Raw genomic sequence first — 18,947 nt, 5'->3', positions numbered from 1 at the left:
ATCGGTTTTTTGAAAGCCCGCCTAAGGCGGGCTTTCAAAAAACCGATTTTGGTATTTCCAGCGCCTTTGGCGCTGGAAATACCAAAATCGGTTTCATAATGAGAATTGCTGGTTATTTTTTGTTTGTGTACAAAAACATGCGCTCAGCATGTTATGCTAGTTTGTCTAAAAGCTAACGCCTTCAGAAAATATGGTGATCGCCATACTAATGTACTCAGAGACTACTGAGAAACGGAAACCGCCTATGCAGTCGAACTGTCCAAGAGTAAGTAAATCTATTTCTCTGGATAAGTGGCAAAAACCCAACATTGGGAACAACTAGGAATGCCCAATCGTGAGGTTGGGAAGCTCGCATCGTAACGCCTAAATTCAACGAATTTGGCATTTAGTGTCGAGTTTATGTCACGTACACCTCAAAACACGTTTAAAGTTTTTATCATGGCACTGTTGCAAGAACGCAAGCTCGAAATCTTTTCCGAATATCAAAAGCACCCCACAGACACTGGCTCTTCAGATGTTCAAGTTGCATTATTAACCGAGCGTGTCACACAGTTGACTACTCATCTGAAGTTACATCCTAAAGATTTTTCATCTCGTCGTAGTTTGCTGAAGATCATTGGTCAACGTAAGCGCTTACTTGCTTACGTTCGTAATCAAGATCGCGCTCATTACAAACAACTGATCCAAAGTCTCGGTGTAAGAGGCTAGGCTTAAAAGTTTAGTTGCGATAGCTTCATATCATAAGTACCTCGGCATAATTAAAAAAAGCAGAACCAAAATCTATACCGCCCGCGTAGCGGGCGGTATAGATTTTGGTTTTTTATAGCCAAAGCAAGGAGCAAAAGTGAGTAAACCAACCACAGAACGGATTCCTTTTGAGCCAAATAATCGCAGTAAGAAAATAAAGGAGTCTAAGAAACCGCCTTCTACTCCTGTTACTGCGACAACAAGTGCTCAGAAAAGTACTGTCAATACCAACTCAAATGTCAAGAAGCGTAATGATTCTCTAGGCATTCCTGAAGAGGTTAATCGTCGTATCACTCGACGTGCTGCTTTGTTCTGTGGTATTCCTACAGGGCTGGGGCTAACAACATTTATTGTCAGCTATTTTCTTGTAAGCAAACACATAGTCGATCTACCAACTTCAGCAGTTGTTTTATTGAGTATGTTGTTTCTAGGCATAGGAGTCGTGGGACTCAGCTACGGAGCTATCTCTGCATCTTGGGATGAAGGTCGTGTGGGTAGCTGGTGGGGAGGCGAAGAGTTCAAAACCAACTTTGGACATTTAAGGGGCGCTTGGAAATCACAGCAGCAACTAGTCAAAGCTAATCAAGATCCCACAAAAACAAATACCAAGAAATAAAAAAGAGACTCGCAAAGCGAGTCTCTTTTTTATTTAAGCACTCGTTGCAAAATTGTCTCGTGAGTTAAGCCTTCAGCAAGAAATGAATCAACTATTTGAAGCCTTTCAGATAAGCCGATGATATAGGTATTGCAACTAGCCCCTAGAGACTCACAGGTTGTCTGTACTGCCAACAACTCACGACCAGTTAGTCTCGTAAAAAAAGACGTAAGAATACCTGACTCTAAATAGCCAGTTGGCAAAGTATTGCCAGCGATCGCCCGAACATAGGGAGAGTTATAAGTTTTAACCAAAATGAATCCTTGAGCTTGGTATTGAGGATCGAATTCAAACTTTCCCCAGCCGTGGGTCAGCCAACATTCTTTCAAACTTTGAATGAATGTAATCATATCCATCTCAGCAAGTGACTGCGAATAATATTCTTCGAGAGATTCAGTAAAGCGAGTATAAAAATTTTTTCCCCACCACTTGCCGCAGTTAAACAAAACTAGTCTCGAAGCTTGCCCTGTTTCCTTGGCTAAACCTGCATAAAGTGACGATATTAATGTGTCAGGAACTGCAATAAGGCGATCGCCTCGCCGATTTTCTAGTAGCCCAATTTCTAGATCGCCTTTGACATAAGCGTTATAGTCAAAGAAATTAGAAGGGACGCGATTTTCCTTGATGAGATCAGCGACAGAAATCATAACGGTTTGTCTCTAGTAGATTAGCGTGACTTGGGCGGCGGTAATCAAAGGCTGGATTAGCGAAATCTGGGTGGGACTAAACTGAGTTTTTAGTCCTTGATTAAGCAATTTGTAAAGGGTTTCATTGAGGCGGCGCATATCGCGCATGGACATGATCCCTTCCAACCAATTAAGCAGTCTTTGCTTTAAAAAGTTTTCATCATTGAGTAGCATTGCCATCGAGCTATAGCGTAAAACCAGGATTAAATTTTTAATCCCAGATTCTAACTCTTCGTCGGTTACATTGGGCAATTCTGTTGGGACTTGGTCTGCTACTGTCTGCAAAATATCAATTTCGCGATCGCGAATTAGTTTATACAGCTTTAGTCGATCAGGCAATGAACTAATGTAACTTTCCATTAGTCCTAGTTCGTCAGATGCAAGATATCGATCTTGCGCTTGGTTAATTAGTTCTTGAATCTTCGGCATCATAGTTCTTATTTCACGAGAGTTAATGGTTGTAGTAAGAGGGACATCAAAGTGCTTCTCTTACAATGCTTAGAAGAATTGGGAAATATCGTCAAGGAAGTCTTCAAGAGTTTCATTACTTGCGTCAATAGAGTTACTACTCTGCTTCGGCTCAGATGCGGAGGCGGCAATTTCGGGAATCCCTGTCCATGAAATTGCCCGAAAGTATTGCCTTACCGACATCAACAAGCTTAATGTCGGCGAGCCTTTGCCGTTGTTGCTTGTGATTGGGGCGATCACCCGATTTTCCCAATTTACACCCTGCCAAAAGTTACGTAATGGCTGTAAACGCCAGTCTGAGCTACTCATTTTAGAAATTCTCCATCGCGTAAACGCCCTTCGATGTCACGAGTAGTTGCGCCTTCATTGAGCCAGAACGAAGCAGCATCAATCCGATTTTTGCCTCCAAGCAAGAATTTACAATAGTTCTCACCCATCGAATAGCACTGAATCTCAATGCATTCCAGCTCTTTATTCACTAGATGAGTAAAAAATCCTGAGAATAAACCTGCATATAAGTGGCAAACGGGTTTACCAACATCGCCAAGGCTACGAGCTACAGCCGAGTCGAAAACGCTAATAAACATAAATCCTTGTTTGCGATCGCTCATATCTACTTGCCAACGCCCCCAACCCTGTGATGTAAAAGGCCACCACCAAGTTTCTAGCAAGAAAGGCAAATTAGTCTGACGAATACTGCGCCCAAAATCGCGCTCAAACCATTTTGTAAAAAATAATGCATCTTGTAGCCCCCATTCACATCCAATCGAATACATGACAGCTGCCGAAGCTTCACCAACTTCATCTTCTAATCCTTCCTGAAGCCCAATAATGAAATCTTCACTGGTCAGAATATTTCTTGAGCCGTTCCAGTCTTCGATGATACCTTTCTCAAGATCAGGCTGCAAAAAATCTTGCAGACTATAGTGATTATTTTTTCTTTTCGCTCTAGTTGCGCTATTTGGACGATCTGCAGCAACAGTCATAAATAAATACTCCTATCCAAAAATTATTTAACGTAAAGCTCGTCTTGAGAATAAGCAAATAAAAATAAAAAAATAAGCAGATGAAAAACTGGCTTTGGCTCAGCTATTAATCTGATTCTTTTTACTCAAAAATATCAGCTCTTTTCGTATTTGCCAATTGTTCACCGACACTGAAATTGGTGTTTTCTAGCTGACGAACAACCGATCTCGTAATTAATTGACCAACTTCGACCAATGTCTGTCCAGTAATCGGGCTAAGTAATGGTTTTTCACAACGTCGTCCAATTAAAGCTTCGATGTCTTGAATTGATTGAACATACATACCGACAGGTAGTTCAACCACAATGCCCTCGCCCATCACTTTGGCTTGACAAGCAAGTCTAGAGTTGGGTTTACAGGTAGTAATGACTTCTAAAGTGCGCTGCTCTCGTTTACCCATTGGGCTAAGCGAAGACATACCGTCTTGAATATAAACGTGACAGGTCGCACACATGCCGCGACCACCACATTCTTTTAAAATACTCAGCTCGTCTCCCATTAAGCCAGACAGTAATGCACCATTCGTTGCAATATCTGCTACTTGGGCAATAGGCTCAATTCTTACACGCTTAGCCATTATTAACTTGCCTCTACAATTGTTCCCCTTAATATTAAAGATTAGTTTAGCTCATTTAAGGTATACGCATAGAGTAGTTCCCGCCAAATTGCCTAATCTAATCTAGATGCAATGCTTAAAATCGGATCTTGATTAGGATCTCAAATTAAATAAAATCCAAAACTGATGCGTCGGCGAAGACCGATACATCAGTTTTGGGTTTTGAATTGCACATGTTATTTATTAATGCTCGAACCTTAGAGTAATATTTGCCTTTGGCGACTATCAAGACAGTCTTGTTCTAGCATTTGATCGAAATTACGAATTACTTGTTTGCAACGTTTTATATAAGCAACTACCCATGATTGAATTTGCTGAGTTTGCTCTGGATTGCAGGAGATCGCCGTTTGTTTTGGGTGTGATATTTGCCCACTGCGATCTATTTCAAACTCAGCTAACCAAGATGAAGTGGGGCGACAAGATTTCCAATAATTTGTGACTACGACCTTCCCCAGATATTGGGTTGTAAAGTGGCTTAGTTTGTTTAAAGCGGCTAAAAGTTCATCTAACTTATACTCTTGCGGGGCAGTTTTCGCTGATACTAGCTTAGTAGGACTATCGGTAATTTGTGTAGGGTTATTGGTAGCTATAGGCTTGTTTGCGGAAGATGTAGCAGCAGATGTAGGAGGTGTTTGAGGCTTATTTGTGTTTGATTGGGTCTGCACATTTACATTACTTGCAGTTGTGCTTGCTCTTATGCTAGAGATGGCATTTGGTTGTTTGTCAATTTGGACTCTTGCGTTAACTGATCTAAGAGATGTCGTCTCGGCGATCGCCTCTGGATGGGGAGGAGTGACAGGACTAACAAATCTCTGTATCGTTGATGGCTCTTGAGCATTTACGCTTGGGGTGTTTGCCTTCCAATTTGAACCTGGCAAGGAAGGATGAGTTACCGAACCTAATAAGAGCTTAAAGTATGAGACTGTGTTGTATGTATCTGTCTCGATCAGATGCTTGATTTTGGTAATGTCCCGACTGTAGTCAGCCAGCTTCAGGTGGCTATCTGTAAGTACTAGTAGTACTAATCCATGTGTCAACTTGTAAATAAAAACAATATGACCTGCAAAGTGAAACTCAAAAGATTCAAACCCTTCTGGTAGATTCTCAATAACTTGCAGTACTCCCTGACCTAATGCTTGCTTTGTCCGATCTAATACGGCATCCAATCCGTAGAAATAAGGACGCATACGGCGATTTGTGAGGGAGATCCCCACAACTCCTGCTGAATTCAAAAAATCTTGAATAACCTCCCGACTCATATTTTCTCACGCTGCTTCTATGATCGACATACCGTTTACCCTAGACCAATTACGCATTCTCAAGGCGATCGCTGCTGAGGGTAGCTTCAAACGCGCCGCCGATAGTCTATATGTATCCCAACCCGCCGTTAGTTTGCAAGTCCAACATCTAGAGCGACAGCTAGATGTGCCTTTGTTTGATCGCGGGGGCAGAAGAGCACAGTTGACGGAGGCTGGACAATTATTACTTTCCTATGGCGATCGCATTTTAAGCCTTTGCCAAGAAACTTGTCGTGCCATTGATGATTTACAAAATTTAAATGGTGGGACTCTAATTATAGGTGCTAGTCAAACGACAGGAACCTATCTCATGCCACAAATGATCGGCTTATTTCGCAAGAAATATCCAGAAGTCTCGGTTCAACTCCATGTTCATTCTACAAGGCGAACTGCATGGAGTGTTGCTAATGGACAGGTGGACTTGGCGATTATTGGTGGAGAAATCCCTGCGGATTTACTGGACTCTTTAGAGATTACACCCTATGCCGAAGATGAACTAGCGCTAATTCTACCAACTTCTCATCCGCTTGCTCAGGTGGGAGCTTTACCGATTGAGGAGTTGTATAAATTGCAATTTATTACGCTTGATTCACAATCGACGATCCGCAAAGCGATCGATCGCGTGCTGCTCGATAGTGGAGTTGATCCACGTCAGTTGGCGATCGCGATGGAATTAAATTCGATTGAGGCAATCAAAAATGCGGTGCAAGCTGGCTTGGGGGCAGCATTTTTATCGATAACAGCAATCGAAAAAGAGTTGCAAATGGGGGCTTTGCAACAAGTCCGTATTGACGGAGTGGTGATCAAGCGGATGTTATTGCAAATTCGTAATCCTAATCGTTATCGGTCTAAGGCAACTGAGGCTTTTTGTAACGAAGTTTTGCCAGTATTTCGAGATAAAACCTAATAATAGGGACGCGAAGCGTTCCTATTATTAGTCGCGAAGCAGTATAAGCACTATGGCGATCGCGATACAATAAGTAGCCAGTCCGAAATTTTTTACTTTTTACTTTTTACTTTTTTACTTGCCCCCATGAGTTATTTTCGCCCCACAGTTGATGCTATGACTGGCTACGTTCCAGGTGAGCAGCCAAAGTCTGGTATCAAAGTCATCAAGCTAAATACTAACGAAAATCCCTATCCACCTTCACCAAAAGCGATCGCTGCTTTACAAAATATTGATAGCGATTCTCTGCGGCGCTATCCTGACCCTTTTGCCCATGAATTTTGTCAAGCTGTAAGTGACGTATTAGATGTGCCAGCTGATTGGGTAATTGTTGGCAATGGCAGTGATGATATTTTAAATATTTTGATTCGGGCTTGTGCGGAAGGACGCGATCGCAAAGTTGTCTATCCCATGCCAACTTATGTGCTTTATCGGACTTTATCAGCGATGCAACCTGCGGAAATAGTCGAAGTCCCATATGGTGAAACTTTCCAGTTGCCGATCGCTGAACTTGTAGCAGCAAATGGGGCAGTAACCTTCATTGCTTCTCCAAATAGCCCATCAGGTCATTCAGTGCCTTTGGATGATTTGCGTAAATTGGCGCAGCAAGTTTCAGGTGTTTTGGCGATCGATGAGGCTTATGTCGATTTTGCCGAATATTCGGCGTTGCCATTGGTACAGGAATTTGACAATGTGATTGTGTTACGCACTTTGTCGAAAGGTTATTCTCTTGCAGGTTTGCGCTTAGGTTTTGGGGTTGCTAATCCTCGGCTTTTGTCAGGACTATTTAAAGTTAAAGATAGCTACAACATTGATGCCGTTGCGATCGCCATGGGGACTGCCGCTATGCGCGACCAAGAATATAAAAACATCTCCGCTGAAAAAGTCAAAACCTCACGCACTAAACTTACTCTCGATCTAAAAAATCTTGGATATGTGGTGTTCGAGTCTCACGGTAATTTTGTATTGGCTACACCGCCCAAAGGTAATGCTGAAGAGATTTATTTAAAGCTAAAAGAAGTAGGAATTTTAGTTCGCTATTTCAATCAAGAAGGTCTGGCTGATAAGCTACGGATTACTGTTGGTACTGACGAACAAAATCAAGCTTTGATTAATTTTTTATCTGTTGTCGCAGCCAAGCCCTAAAATCACGAACCAAACCATTGTCATCAGTTGACTCTGCCTGTTGCAAAAAAACATCTAAAATCGCGCTAGAAATAATTGGGAATAGGTTTGCCAACTAATATTTGGCAATATCGCAGCATTATTGGCAAATAATGGAGCAATTTCTTTTGTAGAAGATATTGGAGTAATAGTCATAGGCACTGGACAGTTAAAGCGTGATCGACGTATTTGCGTCTTTTTTGTCGGCATGAAATGGACGTTTCAGCACCTATCCCCGCTTAGCTGACCAATGCCTAGTCATAGGATTACCCTTGCTACTAAAAAATGGAGAATAGGAGGCTCGAACCCCTGACCTCTGCGGTGCGATCGCAGCACTCTACCAACTGAGCTAATTCCCCGACAGGTTATAGATACTAACATAAAATAAAAAGCAGCGCTTCGCGCTGCTTTTTATTATTTATTGGATATAGGAGATCGCGCTTCACCGTTCATTAAAAAGCGCGTGATCTTCTGCTCGTATCCTGAACCATCGGGGAACTCAACTACTAGCACAGGATTTTTAATGTTTTCAGATGGGATTTGCAGCATATATACATAATCACCATTATGAAACTCGAAATAATTTCCTTGGTTAGGGTTGTAGGTTCTCGCTGTGAGCTTTACGCCCGTAGTGCCATTTTTGTTTACACTCCGATAGTAACGAGGTTGAGACATATCTTTAGTATCAGCACAAACGTATAGAGCATAGTCCTTAGTTTCTGCATAGGCAAGAATCCCCCCAGTGCCCTCGCAGGTTTTGTCATTGGCTAGTTCATCGGTTAAGCCAGTCGTTAAATTTTCTGCGATCGCCTTATTCCCGTGTATTTCAGCACATACTGACAGGGACAGCCCTACTAACAAAGTCGCCACAGATTTTTGGAAAATAGATTTAATTAAACGCATCTCAAAACCTCATGCTTTTGCAATTTGCAGATACAGAAATGCTCGTCGCCCAAAGACTAATGTAACAACCATGAAAACTTTTGTAATCAGCAACTTTGCTTATAAATTCACGAGTCGGCTATGCAGAGCATCGCCGACTCGTGGGTCGTATTTGATATAGTTACTCCAATAGACTTGACGCGCATTCACTATGACCACGAGCCTCACCAACAACGAATCAACATTTCAAAAGATCGTGCGTCTCCTACGCTGGCACAAACCCGCAGGAAGACTAATTTTGATGTTGCCTGCACTGTGGGCAACAGTTGCCGCCGCCAAAACTCAACATCAATTACCACCTCTTGATTTATTGGGTGTGGTGATCCTTGGTAGCTTGGCAACTAGCGCCGCAGGTTGCGTGATTAATGATCTTTGGGATCGAGATATTGATCCGCAAGTTGATCGCACCAAAAACCGACCTTTAGCCGATCGCACTTTATCGATGCAAGTGGGGGTCGCCGTTTTATTAGTCGCAGGGCTATGTGCATTTTTACTATCGACCTATCTCAGTCCTCTGAGCTTTGGGCTGTGCTTTGCGGCTGTACCTGTAATTGTCATTTACCCTGCTTGCAAACGCTTTTTTCCAGTGCCCCAACTAGTCTTGTCGATCGCTTGGGGATTTGCGGTACTGATCCCTTGGAGTGCAGTTACTGGCGGACTTGATCGCCATGCTTGGGAGTTATGGACAGCTGTGATCGCTTGGACAATGGGCTTTGACACAATTTATGCCATGAGCGATCGCATTGATGATCTTAAGGTTGGTGTTAATTCTAGCGCCCTCTTTTTTGGAAGATATGTGACATCTGCGATCGCGGTATTTTTAGCGATCGCGCTTGGATGCCTGATTTGGCTAGGTTGGGAGATTCAACTTGGTTACGCACACTACTTTGCTTGCTTCACGGCTGGAGTATTATGGGTATGGCAATGTAACAGACTGAATCAAACTGAAATTCCTAGTGAGTTATACCAAAAAGCCTTTGGTCAAAATGTCTGGATCGGCTTTATTATTCTTGCAGGAATGCTCCCATCGACTCTAGGACTTAGCTAAACCCTTACTATTTTCCTATACCCCTGACGTATGATGTCTAGCTAGCCTCAGTCTGTTAACATCTAAGTTATAGATAGTTTAAAGAAATACATGAGCAATATTACAGAGAAGATCCAAGAAGAACTAAAACAAGCCAGAGAAACCTGCGAAGTTAGCGGTACTGGCTCCAAGGAATGCGCTGCTGCTTGGGATGCAGTTGAAGAGCTACAAGCTGAGTCGTCACACCAAAAGCAGTCAAAGGGTAAAAACTCCCTAGAAGTTTATTGTGACGATAATCCTGATGCGGCTGAGTGCCGTCTTTACGAAGACTAATTGCTTAAAATGTTGATGACAGATGTAGTTACTAAACAGCATTCTGTAAATTTCAATAAGAAAGGGGGCGCTAAGCGCCCCCTTTCTTATGTATCGTCATTACGCTAAAATTTATCTCTAAATCCGCAAATTTGCCAGATTGTCAGTTACATTTAAATTGACACTCCCCAACTATGGGGATTCAGCGCTTTTCAATCACTTGAGGTACAATTCTGTATTTCATCAGTTTGGCAAACGCTATAGTGAGGGACATCTATAGTTGCTAGAGAAATTTGTAGATAATAGGGAATAGGGTATGGCACAACTAAGCGTTATGGACTTGGCAAAGCAAGGTGATCCCAATGCGATCGCATCTTTGATAAATCGATCTCTAGCATCTAAAGGCATCCATGCCGAGGCTGAACTTGAAGCAGAATGTCTGAGAATATCCTTACAAGCTTCCCAGATCCCCAACCAAAAAGCGGTTGTGACAATTATTCATAGAGGCATGATCGTTTTACAGGTCAGTCAGATCAAGCGTGTCAAAATTCTGACCTATCGCTCTGATAATCATTATCTAGCTTGGCAGGATGAAATCGATCTTGGCAACAACGACGATCTTAAGCAGTCCGTGGCAACTCCAACGATTATCAAGGATACTAATGTCGAGCAAGGTCAAAATATGAATCTTGTAAGCAATCCCAAAGGAGTCATACTCGTGCAGAAGTTGTCTCAAATCCAGCAAAACTTGCAAGAGTATCAAGACATCATTGTTCGTTTCACCGATGAACATGTTGGTACTGTGCGATGCTTAACTACACTTACAGAATTAATTCAGGTAATTAGTCAGCCTAGCTTCTTATTTGCGTCCGTTGCATCTAATCCGAATTTGCGAAGTTTGCTCGATACGATCGCTGAATCGAGTAAAACCGATCAGCACGGCGATCAAGTAATTACTAACCTATCAATATTGCAGCCAGGCCAACAATGGCAAAAAGCCAAAATCCGTCTAGTTACTAAGATATTTTTAGAACCTGCGGATCTTAGCCAAGATCAGAATGAGCCAGAAGTCACGCATCAAGGGCTTACTTTGGACTTGACAGAAAGCACCCCTGAGTCTATAGCTGATGAACCTGATATAGAGCTAGACAATGCTAGTCCAGAAATTGAGCAAGATAATTCTGAAGATGTGATAGCTAATCTAGGCTCAGAATCTAATTCGCAAATGCTTACTGTAAATTCATTATTTGACGATTTTCCAGAACCGCCATTACCAAGTGCTCAATCAGTTCAAATAGTTAATGATATAACTGAAAATTCTGATTTTTCGGATTCACTATTTGATGACTTTATGAATGTAGATTCAGCGAATAGTTATCGTGAAAGTGAGGATTTATCTATTCAGCAAGTAAATGAGGAGACAAAGCCAACAAATGTAGATGATGATTTGTTTGGTAATTTCTCGTCAAATGACAACTCTGATATAGATGATTTAGAAGATGATATAGAGGCAATTAAATTAAGAATTCCCAAGCAGAATCTGGATAAATTTTTGCAGATAATGGATGAGGAAGAGCAGATTAAAGCGAAATCAGAAACTATTAACAACAAAAAAGATATTGATAAAGATACAGTTCAAGTAAAACCAGATCTTGGCGCAACAACCATAGAGCGGATATTAGGAAACATGGAAACCATTACTCTCAGTGGCTTAGATTCAAAATCTTCATCTAATTTTGTCACATTGGAAGACTTTGCAGAAGACTTAAATTCTGTTGGCTTTTAAAAGCCCAAAAACTGGGTCTGGGGCGAAGACCTAGACCCAGTTTTTGATCTTATTGTTTGGATGCCTTTAACTGTTCACAAATTTCTACTAAACGGAAGTTTGCAGGAAATTTCCCGTCAGCTTTAATCTGCTTGACATATTCAGAAGGAATGCGCCAAAGAAGTTTGACATCTAAAGCCTTGATGATATCTCCATGATCTATGACTCCAGCTACCGAGCCAACGGGAGATCGCACGATGACATAACGTAATTGTTTTTGTTCGAGGAGATTCACAACAGTTGAAATTTGCGTTTTGAGATCGACAGTATCAATTTCATCAAAGGGTTTAATTAGAGATTGCAAAGATTTTGATTGCCATTCGCTACTGTCAATATTACGGATCGCTCCAGCCGAAATGATGCCGCGATCGCGCCCATTTGAGGAAGCAATATAAATGGGATTTGAGTCTTTCTCTTCCATCAATAAAAATTTATCAGCAAATTCACGCAATGAGATCTCGGCATCAACTAGACGAAAATCTCTTGTCATCGCGGCTTCGGCATTAATATCAAGTAGAGCTTGTTGCAAATTGTTGAGATAGAGATAGCCACCTGCATTACCAAATAGGAACCATCCGATAAAAATTAGAAAAATGCCGCCAATAGGACTGCTGAGAGTTACCAATCCTCCCAAAATCATCGTCAAAATCCCGCAAAACTGGCCCGATCTCGCTGCCCATCGGATACCAGTAAAGCGATCGCCTGTCAGTTTCCAAACCGCTGCTTTGAGAATATGACCGCCTTCAAAGGGTAGCGCAGGGATGAGGCTAAACACCCCAAATATGAGATTGATTCGGGCAATATTCAGCGCAATCATTGTCCAAATGGTGCGCATACTCCCAATACTTTCGGGTAATGCCTCAATAGTTTTTGGATTGCCAGAAAAAATCACATCCCCCGCAATTAGCCAAGCCGCAGTAAACCCGATCGCGCTCAAAACTAAGCTCACTAAGGGACCTGAAATGGCAATACTAAATACAGAGAAAGGATCTTTAGCTTCCTGCTCAACCGTACTTGCCCCACCCATAAACTGAATATTAATTGCGTTAACTTCAACACCGCGTGCCTTGGACATGATGGCATGGGCAATTTTATTGAAAGCGATCGAAAAAAAGAACAGGATAGCGTTGATTGCCCCATAGCCTAAAGAAAAAGATGGCGATAACTTGGTATAGGCAGCACTCAGCCAAACGGCAAGAAAGCCGATGACGAGAAACCATGATGAATCAATGTATAGGGGAATGCCAGAAATGCTGCCGATGCGGATACCGCCTCTCATGATATGTCTGTCCTAATTTTTTGTACTGATTGGCGCTGAAAGCTTTTGATACATTTTAACTGATACACATCCAAACCCGTAAAGTTGCGCCCCGCAGGGGCGCAACTTTACGGGTTTGGGTAATTTATTTGGCACAAGTACTTAGATAAGCGATCGCCTCTTCTTTAGTTTGAATTTCACGATCAATCGTGGCAAATCTTAATCGTTGTAATATTTCGCCCATTTGTTTACCTGTAGCATAGCCAACTTGCTTGAGGTCTGCACCTGTTAATGGTGATTTGACAATTTGCCATTGGGTTAGATAACTCCAAAGGATGCGTCGTTGAGCAGGTTCACATTTTGCTCCAGCCAATATTAAAGTCTGAGTATCAAATTTTTGCAGATTTTGGGTGATCTCTGAATTCTTTAAGCTAATACTTACTAAATTTGGCAAATTTATTAGTAAATCTGCTAATTTTATTTGCCTTGTTTTTTGTTCAGGTGCTAGCCCCAGATCGATTTGCGTTGCTACTTGATGAGGTAAATAGGATAGCAACAATTCCAAGCCTAGTTGCAATGGCGCATAAGTTTTATTTTCTAATCGATTGAGTAACTTTAGCCAATATTGCGATCGCCGCCATTGATGCTTAAACGAATTAGCTAAATCTGCGGGTAGTTTTAAATCTGGATGAATACATCGCAATGCGCCTAATTTTTGCAAAAGGTCAAACATTGCACCTGCTCTTGGCTCGGCAAGAGTATAAAGCAACTCTGCTCGCAGTCTAGCTCCACCGATCGCATCATGGATTCCGCTTGAAGTAATTGCCATGATTTCTGAGTAAGTTTCAGGAGCGATCTCAAAATCTAGACGCACCGCAAAACGCACTGCTCGAAACAACCGACGTGGATCTTCCTCAAAGCTGCCTGTACGAATGGCGCGTACCTGTTTATTGGCTAAATCTGCCAGACCATTGAAGCGATCGATCACTTCGCCTTTAATTCCCAATTGTGGATCGAGTTCTATAGCCAAAGCATTGACTGTGAAATCGCGCCGCCACAGATCATCTTCGAGGGTCGTGGCACTCACCTGTGGATTTGCCCCAGCAAAGGCATAAATCTCGCGCCGCGCTGTCGCCATGTCCATTTCAAAGTCTTGATCCGCATCTTGCCAGATTAATGCTGCTGTCTGAAATTTTTCATGGAGTTGTAATTTTGATGCAGGAAAAAGTTCATGCAAAGCGATCGCTACTTTCATCCCAGCCTGTTCTCCTCCGTCGAAAACTAAGTCTAGATCGTTATGTAAAGGTGGCGATGGCTGTTTTTCTCTAACTATGGCATCGCGAACAATACCACCCACAGCAAAAGCCCTTACATTTAAATCATGGGCAATCTGCGCTGTCGTTAAAATAATTTGCCATTGCAAAGGACTAAAGAAGCGATCAAAATTTTTTAAATACATTTTTTTCGTTAAAAAAGCTAGCAAAGCTAGCTTTTTTAATAGTTAGCGTTGTTCAGGATGACAAACTAGGGGATTACTGCTATCACAAGTGTCATTAATAGCCGAAATTAACTCATACAAGCGACCAAAACTATGTTGATTAAAATGCATAGCTAGCCGAGGTAAATCCAGAATATGTGGCTCATTGGCTTCTTTGGGCAGAGCAGAACTGCGTTCGATTTTGCCACTGATTAAAATATCGCTGAAATTATTATTTAAGCGCTCAAGATGCTCGTCAGTAATTTCTATGTGCAAACGAATTAAAAATAAATCACCAACCCATCGACAAGAGTGATAAACACTATAAAAAGAAGCAATAAATTGGCAAGCTTCATCAATATCATCGGTAATTTTGTATAGACTGCGGTCTTCTTTAGTAATCAAGCCTCTTTCTAGCAAATTATTCTGTACAAATACATCCCAGTCATTCCAATAATCTCCACCCAGCTTATCGATTAAGACGATCGGGCGAGGGGTTGTTCTTCCTGTCTGACAGAGCGTTAAGCATTCAAAAAACTCATCCTGCGTGCCGAAGCCTCCAGGAAAAAGCGCGATCGCATCACTCTCCTTAATAAAATAAAGTTTGCGCGTAAAGAAATATCGAAACCTAACTAAACGCGAAGCCTCAGAGACAAATCCATTACTCGATTGCTCAAAGGGCAGACTGATATTTAAACCAAAAGAATTATTACCTGCGCCTTCATTTCCTGCCGCCATGATGCCTCCCCCAGCACCAGTAATCACCATGAATCCTTGTTTGGTGATTTTTTCGGAAAATTCAAAGGCTTGACGATATTCAGGCGCATTCGCGTCAGTACGCGCTGAGCCAAAGATACTCACTTTACGATTAAAGCGATAGGGATAAAACATGGCGATCGCTTGGCGCATATCTCGCAAAGAACCCGCTAAGATTTTCCAGTCTAAGCGCTCTGCGTCGGTCTGACTGAGTTGGGCGATCGCCATTAATGCATTGTAAATCAGCTCTCCATGCTCGGTTGATTCAAGATTGTCAACCAGTTTATGCAAATCATGAGAAAGAGCTTCAATATCTGAACGTGAAGGAATTGTAGCCATATCAATTAATTTTAAGCTGCTCTCGGCATTCTATTGCCTTTGGATAACACAGAGGAAAGCTTTGCGCTTAATTACAGCAATTCTCATTATAAAAATCAGTTTTAAAGGAAATCTGACGTTGGCAGACCTTCTTCAAATCCAAAATTGGTTTCATATCCTAGCTTCTTCACTATCTGAGATTTAATGTTCCTCCATTTGATAGGATAATAATTAAGTAATAAAAATTAACAAACAATTAACACTCAGCTATGGCGAACATTACGTTTGTGAATGAAGGAAAAGAAGCGATCGCTATGGATGGCGTTAACCTTCGCATAAAAGCTCTCGAAAACAACATTGATATCTATAAATTTGTTGCGAAGCTCACCAACTGTAATGGTTATGGACAATGCGCCACCTGTGTAGTAGAGATTGTGGATGGGCTGGAGAACCTCTCGCCCAAGACAGAATTTGAAGAAAAAAAGCTTAAAAACAAACCAAATAATTACCGTCTCGCCTGTCAAACCTTGGTAAATCAAGGAAATGTAAGTGTAAAGACTAGACCGTAGTTTTTTATTACAAGCTCAGCAAAGCTGAGCTTGTAATTGGGATATGTGCGGTAAAACGTACTCCTTGCGAGTATCCACAACCAAACGATCAGTGCTACGTTAGTTAAATTAGAATAATTGTCTATGAATCCTTTAGGCGACAGAGAAACCCCCTATGGCGCGTGATTATTACGAAATCCTTGGAGTCGATCGCAGTACTGACAAAGAGGAAATCAAACGAGCATATCGACGTTTAGCTCGAAAATATCACCCCGATGTCAACAAAGAAGCGGGGGCAGATGAACGATTTAAAGAAATTAACCGTGCTTACGAGGTTCTCTCAGAGCCTGAAACTCGTGCGCGGTACGATCGGTTTGGAGAAGCTGGAGTCTCAAGCGGTGGCGGTGGATCACCTGACATGGGCGATATGGGCGGATTTGCCGATATCTTTGAGAGCTTCTTTAGTGGCTTTTCTAACACGGGACAGCAGCAGCAAGCTCGCCGTCGCAGTGGACCCACTCGCGGTGAAGATTTACGCTTTGATTTAAAGCTAGAATTTCGTGAAGCCGTGTTTGGTGGTGAGAAGCAAATCAAAATCTCTCACCTCGAAACTTGCGGAACTTGTGCAGGTAGTGGCGCGAAACCAGGCACTCGCCCTCGCACTTGCGGCACTTGTAGCGGTACTGGTCAAGTTCGCCGCGCTACTCGTACACCATTTGGCAGTTTTACCCAAGTTTCGACCTGTCCAACTTGTAATGGCACTGGTCAAACCATTGAGGATAAGTGCGAAAGCTGCAATGGCTTAGGACTAAACCAAGTTACCAAAAAGCTAAAAATCACGATTCCCGCAGGTGTCGATAGTGGTACAAGGTTGCGGGTATCTAGTGAAGGTGATGCTGGACAGCGCGGTGGTCCCTCAGGCGATCTTTATGTTTACTTGTTTGTTCAAGCAGACAATGAGTTTGAACGAGAAGGCATCAACGTTTTATCAGAAATCAAAATCAGCTATTTGCAAGCAATTCTGGGTGACAAAATTGCGATTAATACTGTTGATGGCAAGAAACCTCTCACGATTCCAGCAGGTACACAATCTGATACGGTCTTGACCCTAGAAGGTTTGGGCGTTCCTAAGTTAGGCAATCCTGTCGCTCGCGGCGATCATTTAATCAGAATCAAGATCGATATTCCGACCAAAATCGGCAATGAAGAGCGGGAAGTCCTTGAAAAGCTCAAAGAGAAGCAACATGGTAATGCCGCTAAAGGTGGCATTGGTGACATCTTAGGCGGTATATTTGGCAATCAAAAGTAAGAATTAGTAGTTAATCAACGTAAGTAGATGGACATAATTAATTGCAAACCCAAACCCTTAGGATTGCGCCCCGCAGGTGTGCAATCCTAAGGGTTTGGATAATTATTCTGCACACCTTTGGTGCGTTGATTAACTACTTTTAGTAGAGGAATATATGTGCATACAGGCAATCAAATCAATCGATTTACGTGGTGTTCCCTGTCCGCTTAGCTTTGTGCGAGCAAAATTGCATCTCGAAAAACTGGAAACTGGGCAATTGCTAGAAGTCCTACTAGATGGTGGTGAGCCAATTGAGCAGGTTCCGAATAGCCTGATTTCTGATGGTCATCAGGTAAAAGGCATTGAAAAGCGCGATCGCTTTTTTGCTCTGACAGTCCAAAAAGCATGATGCAATCAACACCATGCTGGCTATAAAAGGTACAGTCTTGGCTGTACAAGCCAACTATTATCGCGTGATCTTAGATCAAGCTTTCAGCCTAGAGTTGTTAGATGAATCTGGTCAAAAATTTAGTCAGCTTGTTTATGAGTTACTCTGTACCCGACGCGCCCGACTCAAAAAAATTGGTCAACAGATCTGTGTAGGCGATCGCATCACCATCGAAGAACCAGATTGGCAAGGTGGACGTGGAGCGATCTCGGAAGTGGAGCCGCGCCGTAATTTGCTCGATCGCCCGACTGTGGCTAATGTCGATCGCATTTTATTAGTTTTTGCCCTAGCTGAACCGAGTCTCGATCCGCATCAACTAAGCCGCTTTTTAGTGAAAGCCGAAAGTACTGGGGTTGATGTTTTGTTGTGCTTAAATAAACGCGATTTAGTCAGCGATCAAATATGGCAGACATGGCGCGATCGCCTGAAATCATGGGGATATCCACCAATCGCAATTAGTACCTACACCCATGAAGGTATTGACGAACTTGCTCAACATCTACAAACTGGCGTAACCGTCGTGGCAGGGCAGTCAGGGGTCGGTAAATCTAGCCTAATTAATTTATTAATTCCCAATTTAAGAGTGCGTGTCGGGGAAGTTTCTCAACGCTTAGGACATGGAAAACATACTACTCGCCATGTAGAGCTATTTGCCTTGCCTGCGGGGGGATATCTCGCTGATACTCCAGGTTTTATGCAACCTAATCTGACCGTCACACCGCAAGAATTGACAGATTGTTTTCCTGAAGCAATGCAAAGATTGGCTTCAGGAAAACGTTGCCATTTTAATAATTGTTTACATCGTCGCGACGAGCCAGATTGCTTGGTGCGCGGCGATTGGGAGCGCTATGATCATTACATCGCCTATTTAGAAGAGGCGATCGCCTATCAACAAAAGCTGAAAAACACTGCTAATGCTGATGCTTCGGTCAAAGTGAAAGATACCAGTGATGGGAAGCAACAACAGGAGCCAAGGCTACTGAAAAAACGCTATCGCCGCGAGTCACGCCGCAGCGAGCATCAAAATCTAGAAACAGACGACGATGATTAGAACTGTGGGTTTCCCATCATCGGAGGGAAACCCACAATTCTAATTTTTATTAATGCGCTTGCAAGGCACGATATAGTATCTAACGAGCTTCA

At 42.3% G+C, this 18,947-nt stretch carries 21 protein-coding genes and 1 tRNA gene; 11 read left to right on the top strand and 11 right to left on the bottom strand.

The genetic code is table 11. The features are described 5' to 3' along the window. The first annotated feature begins 438 nt into the window (after positions 1-438). Positions 439-708, top strand: a complete 270-nt coding sequence (gene rpsO, locus APA_RS05780; RefSeq protein WP_103666967.1) for a 30S ribosomal protein S15 — start codon at positions 439-441, stop codon at positions 706-708. A gap of 136 nt (positions 709-844) precedes the next feature. Beyond that, on the top strand, positions 845-1,363 hold the full coding sequence (locus APA_RS05775; protein ID WP_201321359.1) for a PAM68 family protein: 519 nt from the start codon (positions 845-847) through the stop codon (positions 1,361-1,363). A 29-nt stretch (positions 1,364-1,392) separates the two neighbouring features. Here the strand turns inward: APA_RS05775 and APA_RS05770 are convergent, their stop codons facing one another. From APA_RS05770 to APA_RS05745, 6 genes are all read right to left on the bottom strand, one after another. Then, the gene (locus APA_RS05770; RefSeq protein WP_201321358.1) at positions 1,393-2,049 is read right to left on the bottom strand and encodes a 4-vinyl reductase; all 657 of its coding nucleotides are present in this window, start codon (positions 2,047-2,049) and stop codon (positions 1,393-1,395) included. Between the two features lie 12 nt (positions 2,050-2,061). Next, entirely contained in the window at positions 2,062-2,520 is a 459-nt protein-coding gene (locus APA_RS05765) for a hypothetical protein (RefSeq protein ID WP_201321357.1), read from the bottom strand. Positions 2,521-2,586: 66 nt separating this feature from the next. Beyond that, positions 2,587-2,865 (bottom strand): hypothetical protein, encoded by a 279-nt coding sequence (locus APA_RS05760; protein ID WP_201321356.1) that lies wholly within the window; start codon positions 2,863-2,865, stop codon positions 2,587-2,589. Further along, positions 2,862-3,542, bottom strand: coding sequence for a V4R domain-containing protein (locus APA_RS05755; RefSeq protein WP_201321355.1), 681 nt, complete (start codon positions 3,540-3,542; stop codon positions 2,862-2,864). Before APA_RS05755 ends, APA_RS05760 begins: the two co-directional genes overlap by 4 nt. 121 nt (positions 3,543-3,663) lie before the next feature. Beyond that, entirely contained in the window at positions 3,664-4,158 is a 495-nt protein-coding gene (locus APA_RS05750) for a 2Fe-2S iron-sulfur cluster-binding protein (RefSeq protein ID WP_201321354.1), read from the bottom strand. 236 nt (positions 4,159-4,394) lie between these two features. Continuing rightward, on the bottom strand, positions 4,395-5,456 hold the full coding sequence (locus APA_RS05745; protein ID WP_201321353.1) for a hypothetical protein: 1,062 nt from the start codon (positions 5,454-5,456) through the stop codon (positions 4,395-4,397). Positions 5,457-5,475: 19 nt separating this feature from the next. Between APA_RS05745 and APA_RS05740 the strand changes: the two genes are divergently transcribed. After that, positions 5,476-6,402: a LysR family transcriptional regulator gene (locus APA_RS05740; RefSeq protein WP_201321352.1), complete on the top strand. Its 927-nt coding sequence runs from the start codon at positions 5,476-5,478 to the stop codon at positions 6,400-6,402. Between the two features lie 126 nt (positions 6,403-6,528). Continuing rightward, positions 6,529-7,587 carry a histidinol-phosphate transaminase gene (gene hisC, locus APA_RS05735; RefSeq protein ID WP_201321351.1) on the top strand — a complete coding sequence of 353 codons (1,059 nt, stop codon included), beginning with the start codon at positions 6,529-6,531 and terminating at the stop codon, positions 7,585-7,587. 304 nt (positions 7,588-7,891) lie between these two features. On the opposite strand, the gene APA_RS05730 is transcribed toward hisC, so the two are convergent. Together APA_RS05730 and APA_RS05725 are read right to left on the bottom strand one after the other, a co-directional pair. Continuing rightward, positions 7,892-7,964: transfer RNA gene (locus APA_RS05730), tRNA-Ala, on the bottom strand. A 55-nt stretch (positions 7,965-8,019) separates the two neighbouring features. After that, entirely contained in the window at positions 8,020-8,508 is a 489-nt protein-coding gene (locus tag APA_RS05725) for a hypothetical protein (protein WP_201321350.1), read from the bottom strand. 190 nt (positions 8,509-8,698) lie between these two features. Here APA_RS05725 and APA_RS05720 point away from each other — a divergent pair, with 190 nt between their 5' ends. The 3 genes from APA_RS05720 to APA_RS05710 all read left to right on the top strand — a co-directional run bounded on the left by APA_RS05720 (position 8,699) and on the right by APA_RS05710 (position 11,672). Beyond that, positions 8,699-9,595 carry a 4-hydroxybenzoate solanesyltransferase gene (locus APA_RS05720; protein WP_201321349.1) on the top strand — a complete coding sequence of 299 codons (897 nt, stop codon included), beginning with the start codon at positions 8,699-8,701 and terminating at the stop codon, positions 9,593-9,595. A gap of 90 nt (positions 9,596-9,685) precedes the next feature. Next, a complete protein-coding gene (locus tag APA_RS05715) occupies positions 9,686-9,907 on the top strand; it encodes a Calvin cycle protein CP12 (RefSeq protein WP_201321348.1) in 222 nt (73 codons plus the stop codon). Between the two features lie 295 nt (positions 9,908-10,202). Then, positions 10,203-11,672 carry a hypothetical protein gene (locus APA_RS05710; RefSeq protein WP_201321347.1) on the top strand — a complete coding sequence of 490 codons (1,470 nt, stop codon included), beginning with the start codon at positions 10,203-10,205 and terminating at the stop codon, positions 11,670-11,672. Positions 11,673-11,721: 49 nt separating this feature from the next. Here APA_RS05710 and APA_RS05705 read toward each other — a convergent pair whose 3' ends face one another. The 3 genes from APA_RS05705 to APA_RS05695 form a co-directional block, all read right to left on the bottom strand. Next, a complete protein-coding gene (locus APA_RS05705) occupies positions 11,722-12,990 on the bottom strand; it encodes a site-2 protease family protein (protein ID WP_201321346.1) in 1,269 nt (422 codons plus the stop codon). Positions 12,991-13,114: 124 nt separating this feature from the next. Continuing rightward, the gene (locus APA_RS05700; protein ID WP_201321345.1) at positions 13,115-14,428 is read right to left on the bottom strand and encodes a CCA tRNA nucleotidyltransferase; all 1,314 of its coding nucleotides are present in this window, start codon (positions 14,426-14,428) and stop codon (positions 13,115-13,117) included. A 42-nt stretch (positions 14,429-14,470) separates the two neighbouring features. Continuing rightward, positions 14,471-15,541, bottom strand: coding sequence for an LOG family protein (locus APA_RS05695; protein ID WP_201321344.1), 1,071 nt, complete (start codon positions 15,539-15,541; stop codon positions 14,471-14,473). Positions 15,542-15,789: 248 nt separating this feature from the next. Between APA_RS05695 and APA_RS05690 the strand changes: the two genes are divergently transcribed. From APA_RS05690 to rsgA, 4 genes are all read left to right on the top strand, one after another. Next, entirely contained in the window at positions 15,790-16,089 is a 300-nt protein-coding gene (locus APA_RS05690) for a 2Fe-2S iron-sulfur cluster-binding protein (RefSeq protein WP_201321343.1), read from the top strand. Positions 16,090-16,243: 154 nt separating this feature from the next. Continuing rightward, positions 16,244-17,377, top strand: a complete 1,134-nt coding sequence (gene dnaJ, locus APA_RS05685) for a molecular chaperone DnaJ (RefSeq protein WP_201321342.1) — start codon at positions 16,244-16,246, stop codon at positions 17,375-17,377. Between the two features lie 154 nt (positions 17,378-17,531). Beyond that, complete coding sequence (locus APA_RS05680) at positions 17,532-17,765, top strand: sulfurtransferase TusA family protein (RefSeq protein ID WP_201321341.1); 234 nt, start codon at positions 17,532-17,534, stop codon at positions 17,763-17,765. 13 nt (positions 17,766-17,778) lie between these two features. Next, positions 17,779-18,855 (top strand): small ribosomal subunit biogenesis GTPase RsgA, encoded by a 1,077-nt coding sequence (gene rsgA / locus APA_RS05675; protein WP_201321340.1) that lies wholly within the window; start codon positions 17,779-17,781, stop codon positions 18,853-18,855. The last annotated feature ends 92 nt before the right edge of the window (positions 18,856-18,947 follow it).

Origin of the sequence: Pseudanabaena sp. lw0831, from assembly GCF_016584665.1 — a bacterium.
GTDB lineage: Bacteria > Cyanobacteriota > Cyanobacteriia > Pseudanabaenales > Pseudanabaenaceae > Pseudanabaena.
The sequence above is the reverse complement of the archived record's forward strand: the minus strand, read 5'-3'. Positions and strand labels throughout refer to the sequence as shown.